14 protein-coding genes and 1 pseudogene are annotated in these 24,980 nt (G+C 36.8%); 5 read left to right on the forward strand and 10 right to left on the reverse strand.

Features of this window, described 5'->3' with window-relative positions:
- Positions 1–17: 17 nt before the first annotated feature.
- The 7 genes from SJY45_RS10170 to SJY45_RS10200 form a co-directional block, all read right to left on the reverse strand.
- Positions 18–1,406, reverse strand: coding sequence for an arylsulfatase (locus SJY45_RS10170; RefSeq protein ID WP_400070481.1), 1,389 nt, complete (start codon positions 1,404–1,406; stop codon positions 18–20).
- A gap of 1 nt (position 1,407) precedes the next feature.
- A complete protein-coding gene (locus tag SJY45_RS10175) occupies positions 1,408–3,711 on the reverse strand; it encodes a family 20 glycosylhydrolase (protein WP_400070483.1) in 2,304 nt (767 codons plus the stop codon).
- Positions 3,712–3,714: 3 nt separating this feature from the next.
- Positions 3,715–5,958, reverse strand: a complete 2,244-nt coding sequence (locus SJY45_RS10180) for an alpha-N-acetylglucosaminidase (RefSeq protein ID WP_400070485.1) — start codon at positions 5,956–5,958, stop codon at positions 3,715–3,717.
- 156 nt (positions 5,959–6,114) lie between these two features.
- Entirely contained in the window at positions 6,115–7,686 is a 1,572-nt protein-coding gene (locus tag SJY45_RS10185) for a SusD/RagB family nutrient-binding outer membrane lipoprotein (RefSeq protein WP_400070487.1), read from the reverse strand.
- Between the two features lie 20 nt (positions 7,687–7,706).
- The gene (locus tag SJY45_RS10190) at positions 7,707–10,580 is read right to left on the reverse strand and encodes a SusC/RagA family TonB-linked outer membrane protein (protein WP_400074340.1); all 2,874 of its coding nucleotides are present in this window, start codon (positions 10,578–10,580) and stop codon (positions 7,707–7,709) included.
- Positions 10,565–10,963 carry a carboxypeptidase-like regulatory domain-containing protein gene (locus tag SJY45_RS10195; protein WP_400070489.1) on the reverse strand — a complete coding sequence of 133 codons (399 nt, stop codon included), beginning with the start codon at positions 10,961–10,963 and terminating at the stop codon, positions 10,565–10,567. The genes SJY45_RS10190 and SJY45_RS10195 overlap by 16 nt, the downstream gene beginning before the upstream one ends.
- Before the next feature lie 411 nt (positions 10,964–11,374).
- Positions 11,375–15,517, reverse strand: coding sequence for a two-component regulator propeller domain-containing protein (locus SJY45_RS10200; protein WP_400070491.1), 4,143 nt, complete (start codon positions 15,515–15,517; stop codon positions 11,375–11,377).
- A gap of 1 nt (position 15,518) precedes the next feature.
- On the opposite strand from SJY45_RS10200, the gene SJY45_RS10205 reads away from it, so the two are divergent.
- The 5 genes and pseudogenes from SJY45_RS10205 (at position 15,519) to SJY45_RS10225 (ending at position 18,892) form a co-directional block, all read left to right on the forward strand.
- Entirely contained in the window at positions 15,519–15,701 is a 183-nt protein-coding gene (locus SJY45_RS10205) for a hypothetical protein (protein WP_215913916.1), read from the forward strand.
- A gap of 664 nt (positions 15,702–16,365) precedes the next feature.
- A complete protein-coding gene (locus SJY45_RS10210; protein WP_400070493.1) occupies positions 16,366–16,884 on the forward strand; it encodes a hypothetical protein in 519 nt (172 codons plus the stop codon).
- 184 nt (positions 16,885–17,068) lie between these two features.
- Positions 17,069–17,614, forward strand: a pseudogene (locus SJY45_RS10215) (dihydrofolate reductase family protein).
- 33 nt (positions 17,615–17,647) lie between these two features.
- A complete protein-coding gene (locus SJY45_RS10220) occupies positions 17,648–18,262 on the forward strand; it encodes a DJ-1/PfpI family protein (protein WP_400070495.1) in 615 nt (204 codons plus the stop codon).
- A 465-nt stretch (positions 18,263–18,727) separates the two neighbouring features.
- A complete protein-coding gene (locus tag SJY45_RS10225) occupies positions 18,728–18,892 on the forward strand; it encodes a hypothetical protein (RefSeq protein ID WP_400070497.1) in 165 nt (54 codons plus the stop codon).
- Between the two features lie 315 nt (positions 18,893–19,207).
- On the opposite strand, the gene SJY45_RS10230 is transcribed toward SJY45_RS10225, so the two are convergent.
- The 3 genes from SJY45_RS10230 to SJY45_RS10240 all read right to left on the reverse strand — a co-directional run bounded on the left by SJY45_RS10230 (position 19,208) and on the right by SJY45_RS10240 (position 24,979).
- The gene (locus tag SJY45_RS10230; RefSeq protein ID WP_400070499.1) at positions 19,208–19,978 is read right to left on the reverse strand and encodes a PfkB family carbohydrate kinase; all 771 of its coding nucleotides are present in this window, start codon (positions 19,976–19,978) and stop codon (positions 19,208–19,210) included.
- Positions 19,979–20,062: 84 nt separating this feature from the next.
- Entirely contained in the window at positions 20,063–21,808 is a 1,746-nt protein-coding gene (locus SJY45_RS10235) for a RagB/SusD family nutrient uptake outer membrane protein (protein ID WP_400070501.1), read from the reverse strand.
- A 12-nt stretch (positions 21,809–21,820) separates the two neighbouring features.
- On the reverse strand, positions 21,821–24,979 hold the full coding sequence (locus SJY45_RS10240) for a SusC/RagA family TonB-linked outer membrane protein (RefSeq protein ID WP_400070503.1): 3,159 nt from the start codon (positions 24,977–24,979) through the stop codon (positions 21,821–21,823).
- Position 24,980: the final 1 nt, after the last annotated feature.

The following is a 24,980-nucleotide window of genomic DNA, read 5'->3' on the forward strand; positions in this document are numbered from 1 at the left end:
TTTATTTTAAAATTCTATCAAAACCTATTTATTACAGCTTCTAAATTTTTCACAACTGCAGGATTTTCATCAGCTATATTTTTTGTTTCCGATACGTCATTATCAAGATTATACAACTCAATACTAGTTGAATCAGTCTTAGAATCTTGGATAGTTACCAGTTTATAACTTCCTGAACGAACTGCATGTCTTGAAATACTTGTCTTAAACTCCCAATACAAAAAAGGATGTTGTTTTTGTTGGTCAACATCACCCAACAAAGTAGGCAAATATGATATTCCATCCGTTGACATGGGTATCTCCTGCCCTGACAGTTCACATGCAGTTGGCAAAAAATCCCAAAAAGTTGTTTCCTGCCCCGTTTCTCCCGCCTTGATCTTTCCTGGCCACCGTGCTATAAACGGCACTCTAATGCCACCTTCGTACAAATCTCTTTTCATCCCCCTTAGTTGCCCATTACTGTCAAAAAAATTCAATCGCCAACCGCCCTCTTGGTGCGGTCCATTATCGGAAGTGAAAACAACAAGTGTATTCTCTTCAAGATTATTTTTCTTCAAGAAATTCAATATTTGTCCCACGTAAGTATCCAACCTGGTTATCATTGCTGCTCCAGCTTTTTTTTCTGATGGCCATGGTTCTTTATCGTAAATTCCAAAATCCGGTACTTCCATACCGTGCTCATCAATTAAAAAACTCTCATTGTTCGCATGGGGTATGGTGTAAGCGAGGTATAGAAAAAAGGGGGTATCCGCATCCTTTTTTATAAAATCCAAAGCCTTTTGAGTAAATAAATCATTAGAATACTCTTTCTTTTCTACAGCGGCATTACCAATACCTACAGCGTAATTGGTACTATCTGAAACATAAATCACCTTATTTTGTAAAGGGAACTTTTGGCCATTCTCCATAAGATAGTCCGGATAGTAGTTATGTGCCCTAATCTGATCATAGTATCCAAACGAGTAGTCAAATCCTTGCGCATTAGCATAGCCAGTTGTACCTACATTGCCCAAACCCCATTTCCCTACTACTCCTGTTCGATAACCTGCATTCTTAAGTACCTCGGCTACGGTAAGATCATCATCTTTTATAGGCTTTTCCATAGATTTTATTGTTGTATTACCCATATGCTGACCAGTCATGAGACTATTTCTAGATGGTGCACATACCGTAGCACCTGCATAATGTTGGGTAAAACGTAATCCTTGAGAAGCCATACGATCAATATTTGGTGTTACTATCGTTTCTTGACCGTAACACCCTAGATCTCCGTATCCCAAATCATCTGCAAGAATGAAGATAATATTAGGCTTTGACCCCTCTACTTGGCCATACACACAACTCGTAGTTTTGCTTGAACAAAGACAAACCATAATCACTATGTATACAATAATTATATTTTTCATACTAATTTTTTAAAGGAGCAACCAATTTTTCAAAAGGCAGAAAATCTTTCATTTTATCGGTTTTATATTTTACGTTCAATTGATTCTGAATCTTTCTATAATAGTATTCTATCTTCACGGTATGTTTACCTTTAGATAGCTTTATCTGAAAATCCTCAGCCACCTTACTTAACTCACTTCCTTTAGCAACAAGGTTATCATCTATGAACATATTGCAAAGACCATCATCTGTGGTAAGTCGCAAGGTGTAATTCTCATTCTCTGGAATATATATTTGTCCTTTAAGTCTTACCGCATAAGGATTGTAAAGTCCATAAAATCTAGTATCTATATGCCCATCTCTTTCTACTTTGGCAAAGAGTTCTCCATTTATTTCATCTAGACGATTACTACTCATAAAGCCTGTGACACCTTCTCTAACCACATTCAATCCCGAAAAATCCGGTACACTTTCCCAACCTTCCTTGGGAATGGGACTAAATACTTCATACGAATAGGCTGGCTCTATTTTTTGAAAGTACTCCTGCTGAGGATGCCCCAGTGGTTCTCCTGAGCTAGTAAAGGCCTGCACGGTAAGAACTCCACTTTCTTTAAGTTCAATGGAATCTTTATATGACTTTGCTTCTCGCATTTTAGGCAGATTCCAAGAGTCCGAATAATGCCATTTGAAATCCACTTTCTCCTTTGACTCAAACTTTATTGTGATTTTTTGGGTAAATCGTTGGTCTTCTTCATTTGCCAGACCACTTACTTTTATTTTTACCGGATTAAAAAGACTAGAGTACAACTGATCTGTATTTTCAAGTGTTTTTAAAAAGTTATTGTAATTCGTATCTATATGCCCGTTCCAAAGATGAGCGGCCAATACTGGCACTCTCTTTCTTAAAACAGGAATAACCTTGAAGTGGTTTTGCTCCCAGAAAGAGATCTGTCCTCCCATAATTCCTTCATCACTATCCACCTCAATATCTTCTATAGAATCATTCCAATGCGACCATTTTTTCAGATTCCAATCATATGCTTTTCTAATCGTTGGGGCAAAGTTCATAGCCCCTACCATATACCATGGCACCCATGTAGAGTTGACAATTTTATAACCGTTGTCCAATAAGTTTTGAGGATGATTATACGTAGTATTCCAAACGATAATCATAATATCCTTATCCACCGTAACATGTTTGGACCCCGTACCATGAAAACCTTCCCAAATAATAGTCTTTTTCCCCGTTGCCTTTACCATATGGTTCATTCGGTTTATAAAGTGGCAAAAAAGTTCGTTTGCATCCCCATTGGCCGCTTCCTTTAAGTTGTGTTTTAAGGTATACTCACCGTATTCCGGGACCTTTTTTAAGTTTTCCAAATACACCTCATCACCACCAACATGTATATATGGACTCGTATAAAACACCTCAGCAACTTCATTAATAATTTCGTTCATAGCCGTGTAAGTGGATTCTTTGGCCATATTAACCACATATAACGGTTTTGCCTCGTTAGTTTGCTCATCTACGCTTCCAAAAACTTCGGGATAAGTACTCCACAAAATACCGGAATGACCAGGAACCTCAATTTCAGGAATAACTGTTACTCCCCTATCCTTTGCATATTCCACTAGATCTTTCAGTTCTTCTTTGATATAGAACTCTCGACTACCATCCGAATTTGTTTTATTTACTTTTGAAAATTTTTCCAAAGGAAATGTAAACCGCTTGTTATCCGTTAAATGAAGACTTAGATACTTTATTTTATAAAGCCAAAGCAAATCTATGGTCTCTTTAATAGTTTCTATAGGATGCCAGAACCTAGCGAGATCTAACATTACAGACCTAAAGTCAGAATTGGGACTATCCGTAATAGAAACTCTTGGTATTACACTTCCACCCTCAGAAACCCTAATCAATTGCACCAAACTGGCAATAGCATTGGCTACCGCTTCATAATTTTGCCCTTCAACTTCAATTTTCCGGCCTATCCTAATCGTATGGGTGTTTTCATTTAGCTTCTTGTTAATGCGAAGAAATATCTTACTACTATTATCCGAGCCCGTTCCCAGTTTCAAGTCCGAATCGGAAATATGATTTACATAATTGACTAATATTTCAGCTAGTGGTTTTAATTCAGATTGATCAGCATGAACTAGAATTGGCCCGCTTAATTTAAAATAGCCCTTTGGTTTGGTAACTTCTTTAGGGCTAGGAACCAAATTCAAAATTCCATTATATGAATTTGTTGTTTGAGCTTCTCCAAAAAGAGTCCCAAAGAGCAAAAAGAATAGACTTAAAAAGAATGTGTTTTTCAGTATCATGTTTTATTTTTTGAACAAGTGAGCATACTCTGTTTGTAACCTACGGGCTACATCTATAGTCTTACCCGTAGGGGCAGTAGGGTATATTTGATGAGAACGAGTCCACTTATAATCCATCTTCCTTACTTCTGCGTCAAAGGCCTTAGAATCAAAATCCACACCCATGGTCAAGGATTTTTTTAAGTGATTAACAAATAGCTCCCATCTAGGTTTATAGTACCCACTAAAAAGACCATTCCACTGTTTACCTGCATAATCCCTTAGTCCACCCTCTGGATAAGGCTGCCAAATTGTAATTATGGTTCTCGCATTCCATTCATAGTATGCTTTCTCTTCAGAGGTAGCACCCCAACTTTTGGCATCTTCCAACCATGTTCCTAGTAAGAAGTTTTCATTAGTTCCGGTAATGGCCTCGAGATCATCCAATAACTTAAACAAGTGCAGAGCACTTTTGTTAAGCCTTTGCAGATCATTTTCTTGATAGGACACACTTAAATCATTGATATATTTATGCGTTAGACTAAATAGCAATTCTCTATATACATTGGTAACATCAAAATTATAAGTTTCAACAGCCTGTAGTTCATCTGCTGCATCAAGCAGAAAATTACCAGCCTTGGCCAATTTATAGACATCAAAATCCCATGCAAATGGGTCTTCTTCAGTTATTTTAAAATCTTTTCGTACATGCCTAATATCTTCTTCACTACCTGCCTCAAAAATCATCAATCTTGGGGTAGTGATCAATGGAGACCACATAGTTCTTGTTCTTCCGTAAACCGACTCTTCCAAAAGTTTCCAGGCCTCTTTTATGGATTGATTTTTTGTCCCATAACGGACTGCAGCATAATTCTCAACCCACTGTTTTACATCAACCCTTTCAGGGTTCCAAGCCTTTTCAAAAATAAAATCCTGTACTATGGGGTTATAGCCCAAACCTTCTGGAATTACTCCAATACCCTTAAGATTATTATCTATTTCCGATGTAAAAGCTACTTGAAACTGTCTCTGCATCTCTTCAAGATCACCGCTCATATTTACTTTCTGATCTTCATTACAAATTACATTCCATATCCAAGGTTGCCCAAAAAAGGAATCGGTTTTGTTCCATGTTGGATTTTTTTCTCCATAAAGATCTAGTACCAAGGCCTTGTTTTTTGGAATTCCGTTTAAAAACGCCTCGCCTCTTTCTTTGGTCCAGAATTGTTGTCTGAAAAAAAAGAACCAACCTTGTAGAACCCATGTTGCTTTGGGGTCAGCTTGGGCCATAGAGCTATAGACACTTTCGCTAACTTGTTTTAAGAATTCAGGATCTTTAGAAGGAGGATCTACCTCTATAAAACAATCTGCATCATACAGATGGTCTGTTCCATAAAATTCAGTCTGTTTCTTTATAAATGCTGTTCCTATTTTTTGAAAAAGTTCATCTGTTGGATCCAAGAAATAGGTTCCCTCCACACCGGCCCAGTCTTCAATTTGAAAAATATTGGCATCAGGATATAGTTCTTTTAGTGCCTGAGGAACGTGACCCGTAAATGCCTGAAGTACAGGTTTCATCCCAAGGGAACGCATTCTTTTCAATATTTTTAACTGCAACTGCTTTCGTTGCTCAATCCAATTTTGAGGTAAAGGCCCTCCCATACCATCAATGTTACCCATCCAACCCCATGGAAGGTGAGCAGGTCCTACAAAAAAATCATCAATTTGGCTTTGCCCCATTCCAAGGTCTTTAAAAACTTCTTGCCAAACCGCTTCTTGCCCAATCATGGCCAAAGGCATATTTACACCCTTAAGAGCCATATAATCGATCATATCTTCCCACTTATCCCAATTCCACCATGGCATGGTATAGCCATAAGTGCAATAATTGAATAAATAGCGATAATCAAAGGGAGTCTCTTTTCTAATTTTAGAGGTCAGCCTTGGAAGTCTTTCCGGTAAATTAAGTTGGTTGTAGTTTAACGAAATTTGGGCATTACAGTAATTTTTCAAATACCAGTCAAGACCAGATGCCATTGCCACTGCACTATTTCCAGAAATAATGATTTTACCACTTGTTCCATTTTCTATTTCAAAAATATCTTTGTTTTCAGATGCAGTTATTTCCTTAAAAGCGAAAGATGTGATATGCTTGGGCAAAATGCGACTTAAAATACCATATGCGGCTTGTTCCGCATCTGAATTTCCAACTTGACCATATGTAGTAACAGTAATTAACAGTAATAGTGCACTAACAAATTTTCTCATAAACTATAAAAACTTTAAAGCTATAGGCTTTGTAATAATGGCAATTTGAATACCCACAAACATTAAATCATTACAAAAGGCTCATTGACAGGGCAACATAATATAAGTTGGGGAACCCCCATGCAACAAGCCTTCTCAACTAACTAAACAAAAACACTAATAACTGAATAGAACAGGACCGCCTTGAATGGTCGGTTCCATTTTTACCGTAGGAGCATTCTTAGCAAACCACAATGGGTCTCCAAATACGTTATCAACTATATTCACTCCCTGAATAGCGGCTTCAAAATTGGCCTGATTGAAGTTTTGCATAGTCTCACGTGGATATCCGATTCGTACAGGGTATCCCTTTTCTTTATTTATTCCTATGTCAAAAAAGTCCAATTTGGGAAACCCCGTCCTTCTAATCATTGAAAAGGTGTTTATACTTTGACCAAACTGAGCTATATATCGTTGGGTAATAATTTGTTCCAAAGCATTGGATGGGTTAAAAATCACATCGGACGAAGTCAAATAGGTGTCAATCATAACTGGATCAATTTCTAGTTGTTCCATATGCGCCTTAATACCATCCTGATATGCCTGAGCTGCCGAAATCCCTGTCTCAATACCTTTACTGGCTGCCTCTGCCTTAATGAAGAGCAACTCAGAATAAGTCATAATAAATCTCTTTTGAGCTGTGGTATAGGTTTGGGATAATTGGCTTACCGAATCCAATGCAACCCTTGTATAACCACTAGGGTTCTCTTCATCAAAAGCGGGAGGAACGCCAGTATATGTCTCACTGTCCGAATAACCCGGTGCCGGATCAAGAAACACCTTAATTCTTGGATCTTGAAGATTTCCCAGAGTATTGACAAAACCGGTAACAGCTATAGGTGAGTTAGCGCTATTCTCGATATATTGAGCAAAAGGGTCTGAATAAGAACCAATAGTTGCCTCCCATGTCATACCAAAATTATCCTCGTTTCCTTCTAATAAAGGGTATTTTTGTGCATTCCCGAAAATGGTCTCCAATTTGGGTTTTGCAAAGCCGCTATCCACATCCGAAATTCTTAAAAGAATTCGAACCTGCAAAGAATTAGCGAATTTCTTCCATTTTAATAAATCGCCGCCAGCATAAGCATCACTTTCTCCGTTTAGGGCTACACTAGCTTCACCGGACAAATCAAAGGTCTGATTTGCTTCTTCTAAAAGACCCAATACCGATTTTAAAATTTCCTCTTGTGTATCAAACTTAGGCTTGTTATACCTTTCTTCCTCCGATATTTCACCGAATTGGGCATCTGAAAAGGGAATAGGGCCCCAAAGTTCGGTCATATTACCATATATCCATGCCTTAAGGGTCAACGCCACTGCCTTATAGTTAGGTTGCGGAGATTCTTCTGTATTATCAAGAATCCTTTCGATTAGAGGTATGGTCTGGGTAACCAAATTTTGGTAGACCCAAAAATCATTAATATCCTCTCTTGGATTAGAAGCTACAAAATCAGTAGGGGCCGTTGTATTGGTGTAATACTGTACCCATTTGGCCGCACCTTTATTATTACTATTAATATTGTCTAACAATTCTCGAGCTGCAAGAATCTGGGCTCCCAATAATAAACTTTCGTTACTACCTACTACTTGTGCATTAGGGTTTGTATTTATTTCCTCGAAATCATCGGTACAGGCCTGCAGCAAAACCATTGTAAGACCGACCATCACTATATACTTTATATATTTCATATCGCTATATTTTAATTCTATTAGAAACTAACGGACAAATTCATTCCAAAACTCTTTGTGTTGGGCAAAGACCCCGTTTCAAAACCAGAGCCGTTATTGAGGCTTCCCATATTGGCAGTTTCAGAATCTATACCGTCTAAATTGTTCTTGATCAACCAAAGGTTTCTACCTATTAGGGAAATATTTACATCGGCCAATCCTAACTTTTTAGTAATCTTACTATCTAACCGGTACCCGATAGAAAGTTCTTTTAACTTAATGTTCGTAGCATCTCTCATTAAAGCCGATGTAGGATAATTAAAGTTGGCATAAAGGTCTTGTGTACTAATTGCCGTGGTATTTGGCTGACCAGTTTCTACATCTATTCCATCAAAAATAAAGCCTCCTCCATCATCTGTACTTTCTCTTACAGCTACACCATTAATGTTATCACCAGCACTATCCGGGTTTAATCCGTTCAAAGACATATACTGGTAAGTAGTAGAAATAATCTTTCCTCCATACCTGAAATCAAAAAGGAAATTAAGGTTGAAGTTTTTGTAATTAAAACTATTCCTGATACCTCCTGTCCAATCTAAAGGAGCCGAAACACCAAGGTCTCTAGTCCCTCTCCACTGGTTGTGCATAGGAAAGCCATTTCGGGTAAGCACTTTACCAGTTCCATAAATATTGTTCTCTGCACTATACCCGAAGTTATTGAAATCATCTGCCATATTGGGAACATTGGCCAAAGCATCCTGGGTATCCCTGAAATATTCAAACCCAACAATATGTCCATAGGGCTTACCATTTGTAGCCCGTATTTCTGGGCCGAACCAAGCGGCTATATGTTTAAAATCAACCAAATCTTCGGGAAAACCTGAAACACTACCCCTGTTTCTTGACCAGTTCATGTTCAAGTCCCACCTAAAATCTTTGGTTTCAAGTGGAGTTATATCCAATTTAACCTCTATACCCTTATTGGTAATAGTTCCTGCATTTATAAATGCGAATCTTGCCCCACGTTCCCATGCATTTTCTACTCGAATAAGCTGATTGCTAGATTCATTATTATAGTAAGCTACATCTAGCTTCACCCTAGAATCAAATAAATACAGTTCTCCTCCCACTTCAAAAGATGTTGATTCCTCCGGAATTAAAGTGGTAGCAGGTATTACATTATCTATACCGGCAACAGGTTGTCCATTAAAGGCATTGGAACTACGAGTAACAAACCTATCTAAAGCATAAGGCTGCGTATCATTACCTACTTTTGCCCAGCTTGCCCGTAATTTACCATAACTAAGAATCTTATTCCTAATATTAAGGGCATCAGTAAAAATAAAACTGGTTGAAGCCGAGGGGTAAAAGAATGACCAATTGTCTTTTGGCAAAGTAGAAGACCAATCATTTCTCCCCGTAAATGTTGCAAACCAATAATCATTAAAATTTAATTCTACTGAACTGAAAACACTATTGACTTCCTTTTCAGATTTTGCATTATTAACCGTAGCAGGTTTGGCCGAATTGCCCAAATTATAAATTTCTCGCACTAATAAGCCCCCATCTGTAGATGCGAATTTACTTTTACTCTTTTCATTTCTGGTGGCGGCCCCCATCATGACATTCACATTCAGGTTCTTTAGTACATCATGGTTTAAGTTTAACCTTAGGTCTGCGTTTACTTCTTTATTAAGGTCAAGTCCTTCTTGATAACTACCATTATTGAAAAGATGTTTTGCTACTATTCTTTCATATTCAGTAGTATTGGTATCCTGAAATACATTGGCCTGAATAGATGCCCAATCAGTAACTGCATAATCCAACCCAACGTTAAAACTGAATCTTGTTCGTGTCAAAGGATTGACATTTTCATACAGGTCCCAATAAGGGTTAGGGCCATTTTGATAGAAACTTTTTTTATTGCCAAATTCATCCTTATAATCCCTTAAATCTCTTATATCAATATTAGTAGGAATAAAAAGAGCCTGCCACATTCCCCCGCTCCCAAAACCATAGTTGGTCCTGTTATCACTGTTCATCGTTGACCCTGTTGCTACAAAATTCAGACTAAGCTTCTCTCCCAATCTAAAGGTTGAATTAAAACTTCCGGTAATACGCTCAAGTCCCGTATTGGGAGTGATGCCCTTTATATCTTGGTGCCCCAAGGAAAGCCTTGCATTAGATGATTCAGTTACATGGGTAAGTGAAAGGTTTTGCTGATAGGTGTGCCCCGTCTCAAAGAAATTATCCAGATTTTTTGCGCCATATGGCAACCAAGGCTTAACAACAGCCCCTCCTGTTTGTGGGTCCCATTGAGAAACAGGCTGACCAAGGTATTCCGGACCCCATAACCGAGTTTCAGATTCATTAATTCCAGCACCGTTTCCGTCAACATACGAATATTCGCCATTGTTACCCTGACCATATCGTAATTGAGGATCGGGTAAAATTAATGCAGATTGAAAGGTAGTTGTAGAACTTATGTTCACTCCCCAGCCCTTTTGACCGGATTTACCCTTTTTGGTTGTAATCATAATAACCCCATTGGCTCCTCTTGCCCCATACAACGCAGTAGCACTTGCCCCTTTTAGAATACTGATATTTTCAATATCACTGGGATTAATATCTGATAACGGGTTTCCTAAATCTGATTGCCCGGTTGAAGATGTAAACAAACTTTCTGACAATGACCTATTGCTCAACAACGGTAATCCATCCAGAACATATAAAGGTTGGTTATCTGAAGAAAGAGAGGTTACCCCCCTAATAAGAACTCTGGGAGATCCATCTACCCCATTAGAAGAACCAGAGACCTGAACCCCTGGTGCCTTAGCGGAAAGATTTAAAAGAACATTTGGTTCTCCTGTAGAGTTTATCTCCTCTGCCGATATTGCATCTACTGCATAACCAATAGCTTTTTTTCCTTTTTAATGCCAAGTGCCGTTACCACCACCTCAGACAACTCACTTGTATCGGGTTCCAAAGACACCGAAAGTTCCGTGCTGTTAGACACCGTTTTTTCAAGGTTGCTGTACCCTACATAGGAAAATACCAGAATCTGACCAGGCTTAACTTGTATAGCATACTTTCCATCCAAATCAGTTAATGTACCAGACTGTGTATTTTTAACATACACATTTACATAAGGCATGGGCATATCAAACTCATCTACTACCACACCTGTAACCTCTAATTTATCTGAGGCTTCTTCCTGCGCAAAAATGTTTTGCACAAAAATCAACTGGCAAAATATCAGTGCCAGCAAAAATTGTTTTTTGGTTTGTTTGTTCTTCATACTTGGTCTTATTTAAGTTATCTGTTAGTCATTTATAACCCGTTAATAAATGTTACCCATGTTTATTTATTGATTGAGCTTTTAGACGATCTGAAATTAAAATGAAGAAGTCTTTTGCACTGATAAACAAGTATCAAATACTGATAAAATCGTATCAAACAGCCTTATTACAAGATATTTACACAATCATTTCGTTAAAACTGTAAAAAAAGAAGAAGGAATTGATGTAGACTAACCGTTTCTATATACCCGAATTGAGAATAAAAACTAAATTAATTTGAAGAAAGAAATAATAAACTGTTTGTAAGCCTATTACCAAAACTAGGTTTGATATTAGAGTAGAATACCCTAAGTAAAAAGGTGACCTAATAACTTTAAGAACAAGAGACAATAGTAATCTTTACTTCTTTATTAGGATTGTAAATATTCCTTAGGGCTGCACCCATAGGTTTCCTTGAAACATCTAGAAAAATAACTGGGTTCTTTAAACCCACAAAGAAATGCAACTTCAGAAATTTGCAATTTGTTTTCTTCCAATAGCTGTACCGCAAATTTTAACCGTATAGATTTAATGAAATTATTAGGTGTTAAACCGGTGAGCGCTTTCATTTTTCTAAAAAGCTGAGCCCTACTCACCCCTATTTCAGTTGCCATGCGTTCTAAAGTAAGATTCTGGTCTTGAATATGCTCTTCTATATACTGTTTTAACTTTAACATAAGAGTTTCATCTACTGAGGTAACGGTAACTCTTGATGGCTCCAGTATCTTTTCATTTTGAAAAACCAACCTTAGCTTTTCCCTGCCTTTAATCAGGTTTGCTATAGTAGCCAGAACAATATCTCGGTTAAACGGTTTGGTAAGATATACATCCGCACCAGATTGTAAACCGCTTACTTTTTGAGAATCAAAAGTTTTAGCGGTGAGCAATATTATTGGAATATGACTCGTGTCAAAATTGTTCTTTACTTGTTTACAAAGTTCTAACCCACCCATTTCCGGCATAACCACATCGCTCAAAACTAAATCCGGTATCTCATCTTTAATCAGCTCAAAACCTTCAATACCATTGGTAGCCGTAAATACATTGTAATGTTGCTCTAAAATATCTTTTAGATACATTCGCAACTCGTCATTATCCTCAACAATTGCGACACTATGTTTCTTATCGTTAACAATTGTATTTTCTGTGTCCCTCAGAATTAATGTACTTGGCTTTTCTAACTCCTTATCTTCACTAGATATAGGTTGATTCCCAACTAAAGAAGTACTGTAAATATCCTCATTTTTAGGCAAAACTATAATGAACGAAGTTCCCTTATGCCGCCTACTTTTAATTAAAATTGTACCTGAGTGTAATTCGGTCAGCTGCTTTACCATATAGAGCCCTATTCCTGTTCCAGAATTTATAGTATTATCCTGGTAGAATCGAGTAAAAATTTCCTCAAGGTTACTTTCCCTTATCCCTGTACCGTTGTCCACTACTTTTATGTATATATGGTTTTGCAATTCTTCCAACTTATCAGTTCCGCATATAACCTTATACCTATTCAACTTTTTTGTTTTCTGAGGATTAAAACATCTTAAAGAAATTCTCACCGTTCCCCCTGCAGGAGTTGCTTTAAAAGCATTAGACAAAATATTGTAAACTATCTTTTCAATTTTATCCTGATCATAATACATTGGCAATTTACTGGATGGCAATTTTACCTTGAACCTTATCTTTTGTTGAACGGAATGAAAAGCAAAAGACGCCGTAATAGATTCGATTGTCTGAACTATATCCGCGCGAACTACCTTAAGTTCCAGTTTTCCATATTCATACTTTCTAAAGTCCATTATTTGATCAATCAATCTTTTTAGCCGATCTACATTGTTGTTCAAGACATTAAAGAGTTCCGGTTTTTTACTATAAATTTCCTTGTGTGACATCAAGGTTTTTATAGGATCCATAATCAAAGACAAAGGTGTTCTAAGTTCGTGTGATAAATTGGTAAAAAACACTAGCTTAGATTCATAAAGATCTTGCAAATTTGCCTGTTCTATTTCTTTAATTTTTAATGCGTTGTTCTTATTATGGTTCTTTATCAAAATACGAGTGAAAGAAGCTATAATAGTCAAAGTTAGCAGCACCCAAAATAACATCATATACCAAGTATTATACCATGCCGGGAGTATCTCTAAATCTATAGTAAGTGGAACTTTGTTCCATACCCCATCATTGTTAGTGGCCATAAGTTGAAAGCTATAAATCCCTTTGGGCAAATTACCATAATTGATTGAACGCTTGTTTTTGAGTTCAATCCAATTATCATCAATCCCTACCAACTTGCATTTATAATGATTACTTAATGGATGTAATAAATGTAAAGACGCAAACTCAAAGCCTACTGTGTTCTGTTTTGAAGATAACGTTAGTGACCTCGTATAGGTGACTTCTTTATCTAAAACGTCATTGGCCACACTGTTATCCAACAATTTTCCGTTTACATATATTTTTGTTAAAACTATGTTAGGCTTAAAACTACTTTTTTCAAAATTTGAAGAAGGGTCGTAAATATTTAAACCATTGGCGCCTCCAAAATAGAGTTTCCCCTCGCTATCTTTATGAATAGCATTACCATTAAATTCTAATGATTGTAAACCATCTTTAATTCCAAAGTTCTCAATTCCTCCAGTATTAAAATCGTATGAGAACAAACCATTATTAGTACTTGCCCACAAATGGTTTTGAGTTCTATTGTAAAGCAAACCATAAACGTAGCTATTGGCAAGATTAGATGGGGCATTGATTCTATTTGCAGAAAAAAGAGGGGCTATTTGTTTTTTTTCTAAATCAATTTTACAAACTCCAAAGTTAGTACCGGCGAGAATGGTACCATCAACAATTTCTGTAAGAGAATAGACCCCATAATTTTCAAAATATTCTTTGTAATCTGACGCTACTGTTATCCTTTGAAAATTTAAAGATTTACCTATATACTCGGAAAACAAGTATGGATTATCATAATCATTTAGGTCCAAAAAAGCAACGGTCCCATTTAATGTTCCCATCCATATCCTTTCATTACTGTCCAATAACATTGAGTATACTATTCTCTTATCTAAGATAGTCTCAATGTTGGTATTAGTGATTTTTCTTAGATTTTGCTCGCCAGTATATATATAAAGACCGCTTGAAGTACTGATCCATACATTACCAACTTTATCCTCCAAAATATGATATACTTCTTCTTCGTGAAGTAGAGAAGGTTTCACTTCATTGAAATATGCCTCAATATCTGAGGTTTTCATATTGTCTCCATCTAAAATATAAACCCCTTCTTGCGTTCCTACCCAAATATTGTCATTGGTATCCTCAATAATGGATCGAATTTGTCCCATCCGGCCATTTTCATCCGGATGAACATTTATGGAAAACTCATTTTCATTTACAAAAAGTCCATTACCTCTTGTCCCTATCCAAAGTCTGCCATTTTTATCTTTAAGTATAGAATGCACATTGGATACATCTTCTTTTTTGTTGGAACAAGTTAAGTTTTCAATCAATTGGAATCTGTTGCTTTCTGCAACTAACGTGTTTACCCCAGCATCGCTTCCAACCAATATCATACCGGATTGATCTTCACAAAGAGTTCTAATAAAATCGTTTTTTAAAACATCTTTTTGACCAATCTCAAACCGATAATTTTGCCATTGAGCAGTTCGCTTAACATAAGAGAACACACCATTGCCCTCTGTTCCCAACCAAACAGTTCCTCTAGAGTCTTCCAAAACCACATTTACCCTATTCGTTGGAGGCCAATTGTTATATAATTCTGCAATAGAACTTACAACAATTTCATGATTACCGTCAATTGATTGTACCTGTATATCTATAAAGAAAAAACCCCGTTTAGTAGATAAAAGAATATGCTTACTCTTGGTTACATATACAGAATATATATCAGTAAGCTCTTGATTTTCATAAGACAAGACTAACTTAACCGCTCGGTTTTCATTTTCCAAAAGCGAAAAAATCCCATATTCGGTGTTCACAATAACTCCTTGGGAAGAGTTGACTATATCGGTCACTCTTATTTTTTCTATTTTTCTCCCCTTTATGAATAAAGGAATTTCTCTAGCTTGAAATAAACTGTCCTTTTCTGTGAATAATAACCCGCCTCCGGTTCCAATCAACAACCTATTGCTGGAGAGTTTTAATAATGACGTAATATCATTACTTAACTCTTTATTTGTATTTGATGGAAAGAGCTGTTGAAATACACCTGTCCTCGTGTTCAAAAAATTAACGCCTCTTTTGGTTCCAATTACCAATTCGTGACCATATCTTATAATATCTGTTACCCATGGATTACTTAGCCCTTTATTATCGCTAGATGATGCTGAATAGACTTCTGCATCATATCCCGAATATCTAAACAAGCCATCCATTTTACCTATCCAAATAAAACCTAAACTGTCTTTACAAATGGATGACACCACATTATCCGTAATGCCGTTTTGATCATTTAAAGTTCCTACTTCATAAACAGGATTTTGACCATATGCAAACAAAGTGAAGAATAAAAAAACCGTAGTTAAACCTGTTTTGATCTTGTGCGAGTACTTTGTATATAGAATAAACCTGACCATTAATTTGCCAACAACATTTTTCAATTCCTTTATAAAAACACCAAAGCGCTATAATTCAAATGAAGAAAATCTACCAGAAGATTATGGTGTTGAAATTACGCTTTAAGTTTAATGTAGCAAAAACTGTCTGCAGAAACTATCTAGTTGATGAAATTTGAAAAACTATTTGACAATTTTCATTTAGAGGCATTTTTATTCCCATTTTCAACAAAAAATGAATCCTATTTTATTGGCATTGAACCCAACAAAATTTTTCGGAATACAAAAAACCAGTTATGATAAACTATAAATGTATAGAATCAAAATCGCCTTCTAGTTTTAGAGGAGGAAACAATTGTTTTAAACGGAGTTATTGTTTACTTTAGACTTGAAGAAAATTTAATATTAATACAGTAAACAGTTCGGTAAACGGTTTTAAAGTATATATCTAAAATAGTGCTAAAATTCGGGCAATTTTTCAAACTCATAACCCGAAAGACGCTGGTTCGAGTCCAGTCCCCGCTACTAAGTAAAAAGGCTTCTGATAAATCAGAGGCCTTTTTTTATACCTTGTATTTCTTTTTTTTATTACGCTATGCGAATAAAAAAACACCACCTACTAAGCGTTTATAAAGGTATATTATACGTATAATAATTTCTTATTTTCCTATATACATTGGCAGTATCCAAGATTTGAGTAAATTACCGTAAAAAGAGATGTATAGCAACTAGTTGCTTTATACAATTGTTGTAGGTAAGCTGGCGAAAGAAATAAAACGAAAATTTGAACTATGAAAAAAGATTCTTTTAGTGGACTTTCTTGGATGACAGAAGAAATGAAAAACGAAATAAGTTTACGAGATAAAATTGTTGAAAAAGAAGATATTGAAAGTTTATTTTCTTTAAATGACAATTCTGATTTTTCAATTGCACTTTATGAAATACTCGTAAAAAGAAACAGAAAAAAACCTGATTCACTAAATGAAATTGAACTGAATTTATTTTTATGTATGCATTTGGAAAATGCAGGTCAAGCAGATAGTATTTTGACTTTTTTACAAGAATGGTTTCCTAAACAAAATGAAAATGTCATTAAATCGCTGAATGAAATTGGAGCGACTAAATCATCTGAAATAATAAAAAAAGCGGTTGAATTACTTCCTGAAAATGGTAGTTGGTTTTTTGAAAGTTCCAACGAAGAATCTGAAAGAATAATGAGTGAATTAGATTCTAATTTTTCTAATTATCCAGATGGTCCAATGAGAAATTTATATCGAAAATATGCCGAAAAACATAGGAATGAACTATAAAAACCTACCTATAACACCGTATAAAAATAATTGCGGTTTAGTGCTTAATCAAATGTCGTTACGTGTTTGTAACTTCTGATTTTCCTGCGGAAAATCCTCGCATACAAACCCGCAACTATTCTTATACATAAACGTTCCAAGCAAGCTGAAAACAAATTCCAACATTAACAAAAAATAGTGAAACGTGAGAAAATTAAAACTTCAAATTCAACTCTCAATTGACGGTTTCATTTCTGGTCTAAACGGAGAAATGGACTGGATGATTTGGAATTGGGACGAAGAATTAAAGAACTTTGTCAAAGAAATAACTGAATCGACCGACACCATTGTATTAGGACGAAAACTTGCTGAAGGATTTATTCCACATTGGAAATCCAACAAAGAATTGGAAGGTGCTGAAAAAATTAATAACTTAAAAAAAATAGTTTTTACAAAAACGCTCGAAAATACTGAATGAGAAAATACCCTTTTAGAAAAAGGAGATTTAGTCGAAAAAATAGAAAAATTAAAGTCTTCAACAGGAAATGACATAATTGCCTATGGAGGTGGCGAATTCGTTTCTTCATTAATAAGAGAAAATTTGATTGACGAGTATTATTTTTTTATAAATCCTTCGATTTTAGGGAACGGAATGCCAATATTTAAAAAAGCTAATTATAAAACTGAATTAAAATTGGAAAGTGCTAAAGCCTATGAATGTGGAATAACAGTTTTGATATATAAAAAGTAAAACCTTGCTTACTACAAAATGTATAGCTCCAAAATGAAGATTGCATATATATTATTTGACGAGATAACTCTTTTAGATTTAATAGGATTTTATGACCCTATTAAGAATATAAAAACCAAAGGGTTTATGGAGAATTTACATTGGGATTTGTGTGCTACTAAAAAATCGATAAAAGATAGTTTTGGACTAGAAATTATTGTCGATAAAATCAAACCCGATTTATCCGATTATGATATGATAGTAGTCCCCGGTGGATATGGAACAAGAAAACTTCAATACGATATAGCGTTCATTGATTGGTTAAAAACCGGAGAAAATGTTGATTTTATTGTTTCTATTTGCACAGGTAGCTTATTAATTGGGGCAGCAGGATTCTTGAAAAACAAAACGGCAACGACCAACTTTAATGAATATAAATCATTAGAAAAGTACTGCAAGAGAGTTGCTCAAGCAAGAATTGTAGATGACAATAATACTATAACTGCTGGAGCGGTAGCTTCTTCATTAGACTTGGGCCTATACTTAGTTGAGAAACTTATTGGGAAAGAGAAAACTGAAGAAATACGAAATGGAATGGACTATCATCCAAATAAGTTTGAAATAATTACCGTCGCTAATAAAAGTAACTGTGAAACAGGCCTTTTATAGGTCAAAAAAACGGATTCACATAAGCCTCTTCAACAGGGCTTTTTTTTATGTCCTACCAAAAACGGAACTCTAATTTTGGATGCTTGATAAATATTGATAGTAACTCCTAATATATCTGGCTGGGAGATTATTCTTCTACGATGTGCACACAGGTATTTGGTTTATCAAAATAACATCTTCCATTTTTACAGTAATTTAAGAATCTTAACCGTTAAAGTTACAGTGTCACTTACAGTTCTACGAGTTCTACGCAATCACAAAAAAACAGATAATTATAAATTGTAATGATGTATTAATAGTTCCGAATGCAAAAAAGTAAGATAAGGTTCTGAACAATAACTAATAATCCATAAACCTTTTGTAGGTGCTAGAAGTTTAATCTACCTAGAATACCACATAAAGACCAAAGCAATTCCTATGCACCAAAAAATATTATTACAATTAAATAATTCTATTCTTAAAAAAATGAAACTATCCAACCAATTACTAGCAGCTATTACCCTTCTATTTACAAGTACAATGTTTGCTCAAGAAGCTCCATATTTTAAGCCTGGAGAGGACCCAAAACAGTCTCAGCAAGAGTGGAAATTAATTGATAACATGTCCGATGAATTTGATGAAAAAAAATAGATGAAAAGAAATGGCAATTGGTGGATGACATAATTAACATAGTGTCTTTAGTAAAGACACTATGTTCTCCAAATTCACTTTAAATACAGCGCACGTTAACCGACCATAACCTTTTGCAATTATATCCAGTTAGCCTTCGTTGCATGCCACTTACTTCGTTTTTCACGAACCCCATTTTCGGTTACTTTAGCCTGTTATGGATGCATGAACTTTTTTATTTTTAAATCAGTAAGTATAGGGTTGGCACCTTCACTTTTTGCAACCATTGCCCCTACGGCACAACCAAAATTTATGGCGTCTTGAGGCTTTTCTTTATTAAAGAGCTTGTAAAGAACAGAATGCCAAGAATGAATCGCCAGAACCTACCGTATCAAGTACCTTAATGCGATAACCACTATTGTAGTAAAACGTACCGGAAATATATAAGACGGCACCATAAGCTCCCTTAGTAACACAAATGGTATCTGTATTTGTTTCTTTGGCTATAAACTCTATGGTCTGCTCTAATGAATTGAACTTAGACCCCATAGTAAGAGCTATTTCAAAAAGTTCATCATCATTAAACTTTATAAAATCCGATGCCAGCATTAAATCTTGCAACAATTCTTGCGTATAATATGGGATTCGAAGATTAACGTCAAAAACTTTATAGGGAGCAAGTTTTAATAGTTCAAAAAGTGTGCTTCTTGATATGGCATCTCTACAGACTAAACTACCAAAAACAAAAAAATCGCTATTAGCCACCACTCCTTTTTGGGATTCTTTATGAACAATTTTATCCCATGCTACCGGATAAGCAATATCATAGGATGCTATACCTTTCTCATTTAATACTACATTAACACAACCGGTCTGGTACTCCTCTTGAACAGTTATGTTTTTAGTATTTACCCCAGACTTTTTAAGATAGCTAATAATTTTTTTACCATTACCATCTTTACCAACACTACTGATTACCGCTACGTTAATACCATAGGATTGAAGCCTTAATGACACATTTAAAGGTGCCCCACCTATTTTTGAATGTTTTGGAAAATTGTCAAATAAAACTTCTCCAAAACAAACTGCATTTATTTCCTTTTCCATTTTTAATCTATATTAAAAAAAGCACAGGAACGAATTCCCATGCCTTTTCAACTAACTCAAACAACTCTTTTCTTTCTTATACTATTAATATCCAGCATTTTGTACGTATACCCCACCCGTAAAATCTATTTCGCGTTGAGGTATAGGATAATATTCATCCCTACCAGCGGTAAACTCTGCATTAGCCAAGAAATCCCTCTTGGTTCTTTCTTCAGCTAAATAGGCATTTAAAACTTCGGCAGCTTCTCCCCATCGTACTAGATCAAAAAATCTTGGACCTTCCATTCCAAATTCCAATCGTCTTTCAAACTTCAAGGCTTTCAAGGCAAATTCTTTACTTGGAAAAGCATCATACGTACCTACATTATAGATATCCGTTGCCCCGGCTTCCATAGGTCTTGCCGTACTAGATGCCGCACGGGTCCTAACTTGATTTATTATAGGTAGGGCTTCATCCCATCTATCCAACTGTATTAAAGCTTCGGCCTTGAACAACAGTACATCTGCATAACGTATAAAATCTACATTTTTTGAGGTTCCTACGAACGGACCTTCTTTTACGTAACATGAACAATCCGGAGCTTGTTGCTCTTTCATATTGCCAAAATAACCATATACACCGGGGTCTCTAGCCCAACTAAAATTGTATACCATATCGCCCGCTTCGTTTACCGTATTTCTGTATTTAAAAGGTCTACCCGGTATTCCTACGGTATGATCTAATCTTGGGTCTATTGTTAGGCCGGCGCTAGGTACGGAAGTACCATCATCTTCAACCGTATTAAAGATATCCTCATCATTAAAGGTGTCCAATAGCGGTAGTCCGGAGGCATCCGTTTTAAAGGCGTTTACCATGTTCTGGCTGGCCAAATGAAAACCGCAACAACCATACAGTCCTGTTCCGTGCGGAGAATTCAGTCCGGTTACAAAACTTACCCTACTTACAATTGTACCGTCATTTATAGAGAATTGTGCGGCCCATATTGATTCGGGACCATTATCAAAACCATCTAAAAAATTATTACCATAATCAGGTTCCAAGCTAGCACTAACATCATCGGCATAACTCACAACTTCTTCTAAAAGGGCTGTATTGATGTTCACTACAGCATGATTTTCATCTTGTTCATAGGCCTGGTACAAACGTAGCTTTGCCAAATATGCCGCAGCTGCATTCTTATCTGCCCTACCCACTTGGTCTTGTGACTCAGGTAAGTTATTATAGGCGAAAAGGAAATCCTCAGCTATTTTCTCCCAAAGTTCATTATTAGGCAAATCGTTTGAAACTTGACCTTTTTCCTCTGGTGTCAATTCCTCGGTGATATATGGGATTTTTTTAAAAAGCTGCTTAAGGATAAAGTGCGAATGCGCCCTTAAAAACCGAAGTTCGGCCTGACGTATAGTTTTATCTGCATAGTCGGCATCTGGAATTTCATTAATTACGGATAAAGCAAAGTTAGCCCTAGAAATAGCCCCATAATAGTTAGTCCAAGTTCTTGGCCCCATCCAATCGGTACCATTATCTGCTTGGGTAAGGTTGTACTGTTCATATTTGTCAACAATATCAACATCACCACGACCACCGCCTCCTTTATAGGCATCATCAGAACGTACACTACCGTATACCCACATCTGGGTTAGCGGACCTACCATGTCATCATTGGCTATTCCCGCGTAGGCGGCCACTACCAAAGACTCTGCATTTTCCGCAGTTGCTACGTTTTCGTTAGACAGTACTCCTTCTGGTTCATACTCTAGAAAGTCATCCGAACAAGAGACAAAGAGTAATGAAACCAACATTCCTAATAAATATATATTTTTATGTTTCATGATTTCAATTTTTTAAAAATTTACGTTAAGTCCCAAAGACAATACCGTTGGTACAGGAATCTTGTTCACATCAGTACGTTCAGGGTCTGACCCGATATAATCGTTAGGAGTGAACCAAGCTAGGTTCTCACCTTGAAAATAGATTCTTAACTTGGTCATACCTCCCCATTTTTCAATAATATCCTCGGGCAGGGAATAACCAATCTGTAAATTCCTGATTTTGAAATAAGAGTTATTTCTAAATAAATAATCGGATGTTCTCAAATCGTTGAAAGCCAATGAAGAGGAAGGAATATCCGTATCGGTATTTGTTGGCGTCCAAGAGTTCAATACGCCAAGACCGGCATTTTCACGACCTTGAACAAAGTTGTTCCACAAAATATAGGGATCTTGACCAATCCTTCCGGCCACACCTGAACCAAACACGGAGAAATCAAAATTCTTGTATCCAACATCAAGACGTACACCATATTCTAAATCCGGCAGGGTGTTCCCAATAAAATCCCTATCGTCACTATCAATAGTACCATCTCCATTTAAGTCTTGAAACTTTAACCCTCCTGGGCGCGCACCAACCTGGGTTGGAGAACTATCAACATCTGCTTGACTTTGAAATAATCCATCTGTTTTGTAACCAAAAATGGAGAATTGGGATTGGCCTACTATGGAATTCTCTGCAGTACCTGGGAAAGCGGCCCTAACTTCTTCCGGTAGAGCGGTAATTTCATCCTTGAACGCTCCGAAATTGGTAGAGATTCCAAAAGAAAGGCCACTATCGTAAGCCTTAGCGTAAGCTAGGGAAAGTTCCCAACCTTTGGTTTCCGTAGAAGCACCGTTAAGCACACGCTGTTGTCCTTCACCTATAACAGAAGCAATAGGCGGTGTAGTTAAAATATCGGTAGTTTCTCTGGTAAAGTAATCAAAAGAACCCACTACGGCATTTTTAAAGAGTCCGAAATCTAAACCTACATTAATTTCTTTGGTGGTTTCCCACTTTAGTGCCGGATTGGCCGCCTGAGTAGATACAAACCCAGAAGGAAGTGTTCCGCCATTATTTCCGTTTAGGTCATAAGCAGTACCTACATTATAAAACGTATTGAAGAAAAAAGTATCTCCTGTAGCAGAGAACTGATTGTCTCCATAACGCGCTTCATATATGCCAAAACGGGCCAAATCACCTATATTCTGGTTACCCACTTCACCATAACCCGCTCTTAATTTTAAATTACTGATTAGGTCGTTATCCTTTAGGAATTCTTCTTGGCTAATTCTCCAACCTAGAGTAAATGCAGGAAAAATACCGTATCTGTTATCCGGTCCAAATCTAGAAGAACCATCACGACGTACTGTAACCGAAGCCAAGTACTTATCCCCATAAGAGTAATTTAACTTACCAAACTGCGATAACAAACGGCTACCGCTAGAACTTCCGTTAGAGGTTCTTACTCCTGTTGCCGCTCCTAGTACGAAATAATTCTCTGTTTCAACTGCAAAGCCGTCTGCTGAAGCATATACTTCATCAAAATCGTTTTTCACAGACTCCGTACCTACCAAGAAACCAAAACGGTGGTCTCCCAATTCCAAATTGTAGTTTAACGTATTGGTAAAGACCACACTGGTGAATTTGTTGGTATCAAGAATTAACCTATTGTTGCCCCGAGTAATAAAACCGTTGCTTACCGTTGGCTCAATATCCTTTCTTTTGAAATCATTATAATCCAATCCTACACTGGTTCTGAACGTAAGGTTCTTAAGAAGATCCAATTCTGCATAAACATTACCGAATATAGAAGTACGTTCCGTGTTATCCCATCTGTTCAAATATTGCATCAGTACCGGATTGTTCCTGTCCGAATACCCCGCTCCTAAAGGACCGGCAAAATCTCCGTTTGCATCTCTAAGCGGTAAGGTTGGAGCCAAGGTAATGGCCAAACTAGGGGTAGGTGCGCTACCTACATCTAAAGAAGCCAAAGTTTCATCAGAAGTAGAAAATTGAGTATTTACGCCAACCCTAAGTTTATTGTTGAAAAAGTTAAAATTAGAGTTCAACTTTGCAGAGTACCTTTCGTAGTTGGTATACTTTAATACCCCTGTGTTTTTTAAGTATCCAATGTTCAATAAATGAAAAGACCTGTCATTTCCACCTGAAATACTAAAATCATTATTATATAAATAACCCGTCTTATAAGTTTCATCTTGCCAATCGGTATCACCCGCAGGCACATTTGGGTCACCACCTACAAAGGGTTGAATTGTAACTCCGTTTAAAACAGGATTGTTAAAATCTCCGTTCCAATCAAAATTATAAATTTCTCCGTAACCCCCGTTTGGGTCTGCACCATCATTTACCGAAGCTCTCCATAAGGCCTCACCCCGCTGTTGGGCGTTCAACATATCATAACGCTGTTTTTTCTCGGACAGCACAGATATATTTGAATTCATTGAAATGCTTAACTTCTCCCCATCAGCTGCTTTGGCCCTGTTTTTAGTAGTAACTATTATTACCCCGTTGCCCGCACGTGCACCATAAATTGAGGATGCTGAAGCATCTTTCAATACTTGAACGGACTCAATAGTACTAGGATTTAAACTTGAAAACACCTCTTGACGAACAGTGGGCACCCCGTCAATAACATATAACGGATCGTTATTTCCAAGTGTGGTAACCCCTCTAATGAGAATACGGTTGCCATTGCCTGTTGGGTCTCCCGATTTTTCTATAAAAAGACCTGGTACCCGCCCTTGAAGTGATTGTACGGCACTACCTGAGCTCATACTCTGGCCCTCTACCGGTCCTAAATCTACTACGGTAACTGCACCTGTCAAGTCTGCCTTTCTTTCCGTGGCATAACCGGTAAGGATTACTTCGTCTAGCTGTTGGGCGTCTGCCTGCATAGCCAAATTAATTGTAGACTGGCCGTTAACGGGAATTTCGGCCTTTAAGAAACCTATATAGCTAAATACCAAAGTGGCATCACTAGGAACCTCTTCTAAAGTATAAATACCGTCAAAATCTGTAGTTGTACCAATAGTTGTACCGCTTACGATTACGGACGCCCCGGGCAAGGGCAGTCCATCATCAGCGGACGTAACCGTACCTGTTATCCGGTCCTGGGCCAAAAGGCCAACAGGAGCAAGAGTTAGTAGTAAGAATAAAAGTTTTAGTTTCATA

It is taken from the genome of Zobellia russellii, from assembly GCF_044597075.1.
Lineage (GTDB): Bacteria > Bacteroidota > Bacteroidia > Flavobacteriales > Flavobacteriaceae > Zobellia > Zobellia russellii.

What these genes read in the sequence shown, in the direction of transcription:
- SJY45_RS10170 (WP_400070481.1), bottom strand. Translation starts at nt 1,406, where the DNA reads ATGAAAAATATAATTATTGTATACATAGTGATTATGGTTTGTCTTTGT.
- SJY45_RS10175 (WP_400070483.1), bottom strand. Translation starts at nt 3,711, where the DNA reads ATGATACTGAAAAACACATTCTTTTTAAGTCTATTCTTTTTGCTCTTT.
- SJY45_RS10180 (WP_400070485.1), bottom strand. Translation starts at nt 5,958, where the DNA reads ATGAGAAAATTTGTTAGTGCACTATTACTGTTAATTACTGTTACTACA.
- SJY45_RS10185 (WP_400070487.1), bottom strand. Translation starts at nt 7,686, where the DNA reads ATGAAATATATAAAGTATATAGTGATGGTCGGTCTTACAATGGTTTTG.
- SJY45_RS10195 (WP_400070489.1), bottom strand. Translation starts at nt 10,963, where the DNA reads ATGAAGAACAAACAAACCAAAAAACAATTTTTGCTGGCACTGATATTT.
- SJY45_RS10210 (WP_400070493.1), top strand. Translation starts at nt 16,366, where the DNA reads ATGAAAAAAGATTCTTTTAGTGGACTTTCTTGGATGACAGAAGAAATG.
- SJY45_RS10220 (WP_400070495.1), top strand. Translation starts at nt 17,648, where the DNA reads ATGAAGATTGCATATATATTATTTGACGAGATAACTCTTTTAGATTTA.
- SJY45_RS10225 (WP_400070497.1), top strand. Translation starts at nt 18,728, where the DNA reads ATGAAACTATCCAACCAATTACTAGCAGCTATTACCCTTCTATTTACA.
- SJY45_RS10230 (WP_400070499.1), bottom strand. Translation starts at nt 19,978, where the DNA reads ATGGAAAAGGAAATAAATGCAGTTTGTTTTGGAGAAGTTTTATTTGAC.
- SJY45_RS10235 (WP_400070501.1), bottom strand. Translation starts at nt 21,808, where the DNA reads ATGAAACATAAAAATATATATTTATTAGGAATGTTGGTTTCATTACTC.
- SJY45_RS10240 (WP_400070503.1), bottom strand. Translation starts at nt 24,979, where the DNA reads ATGAAACTAAAACTTTTATTCTTACTACTAACTCTTGCTCCTGTTGGC.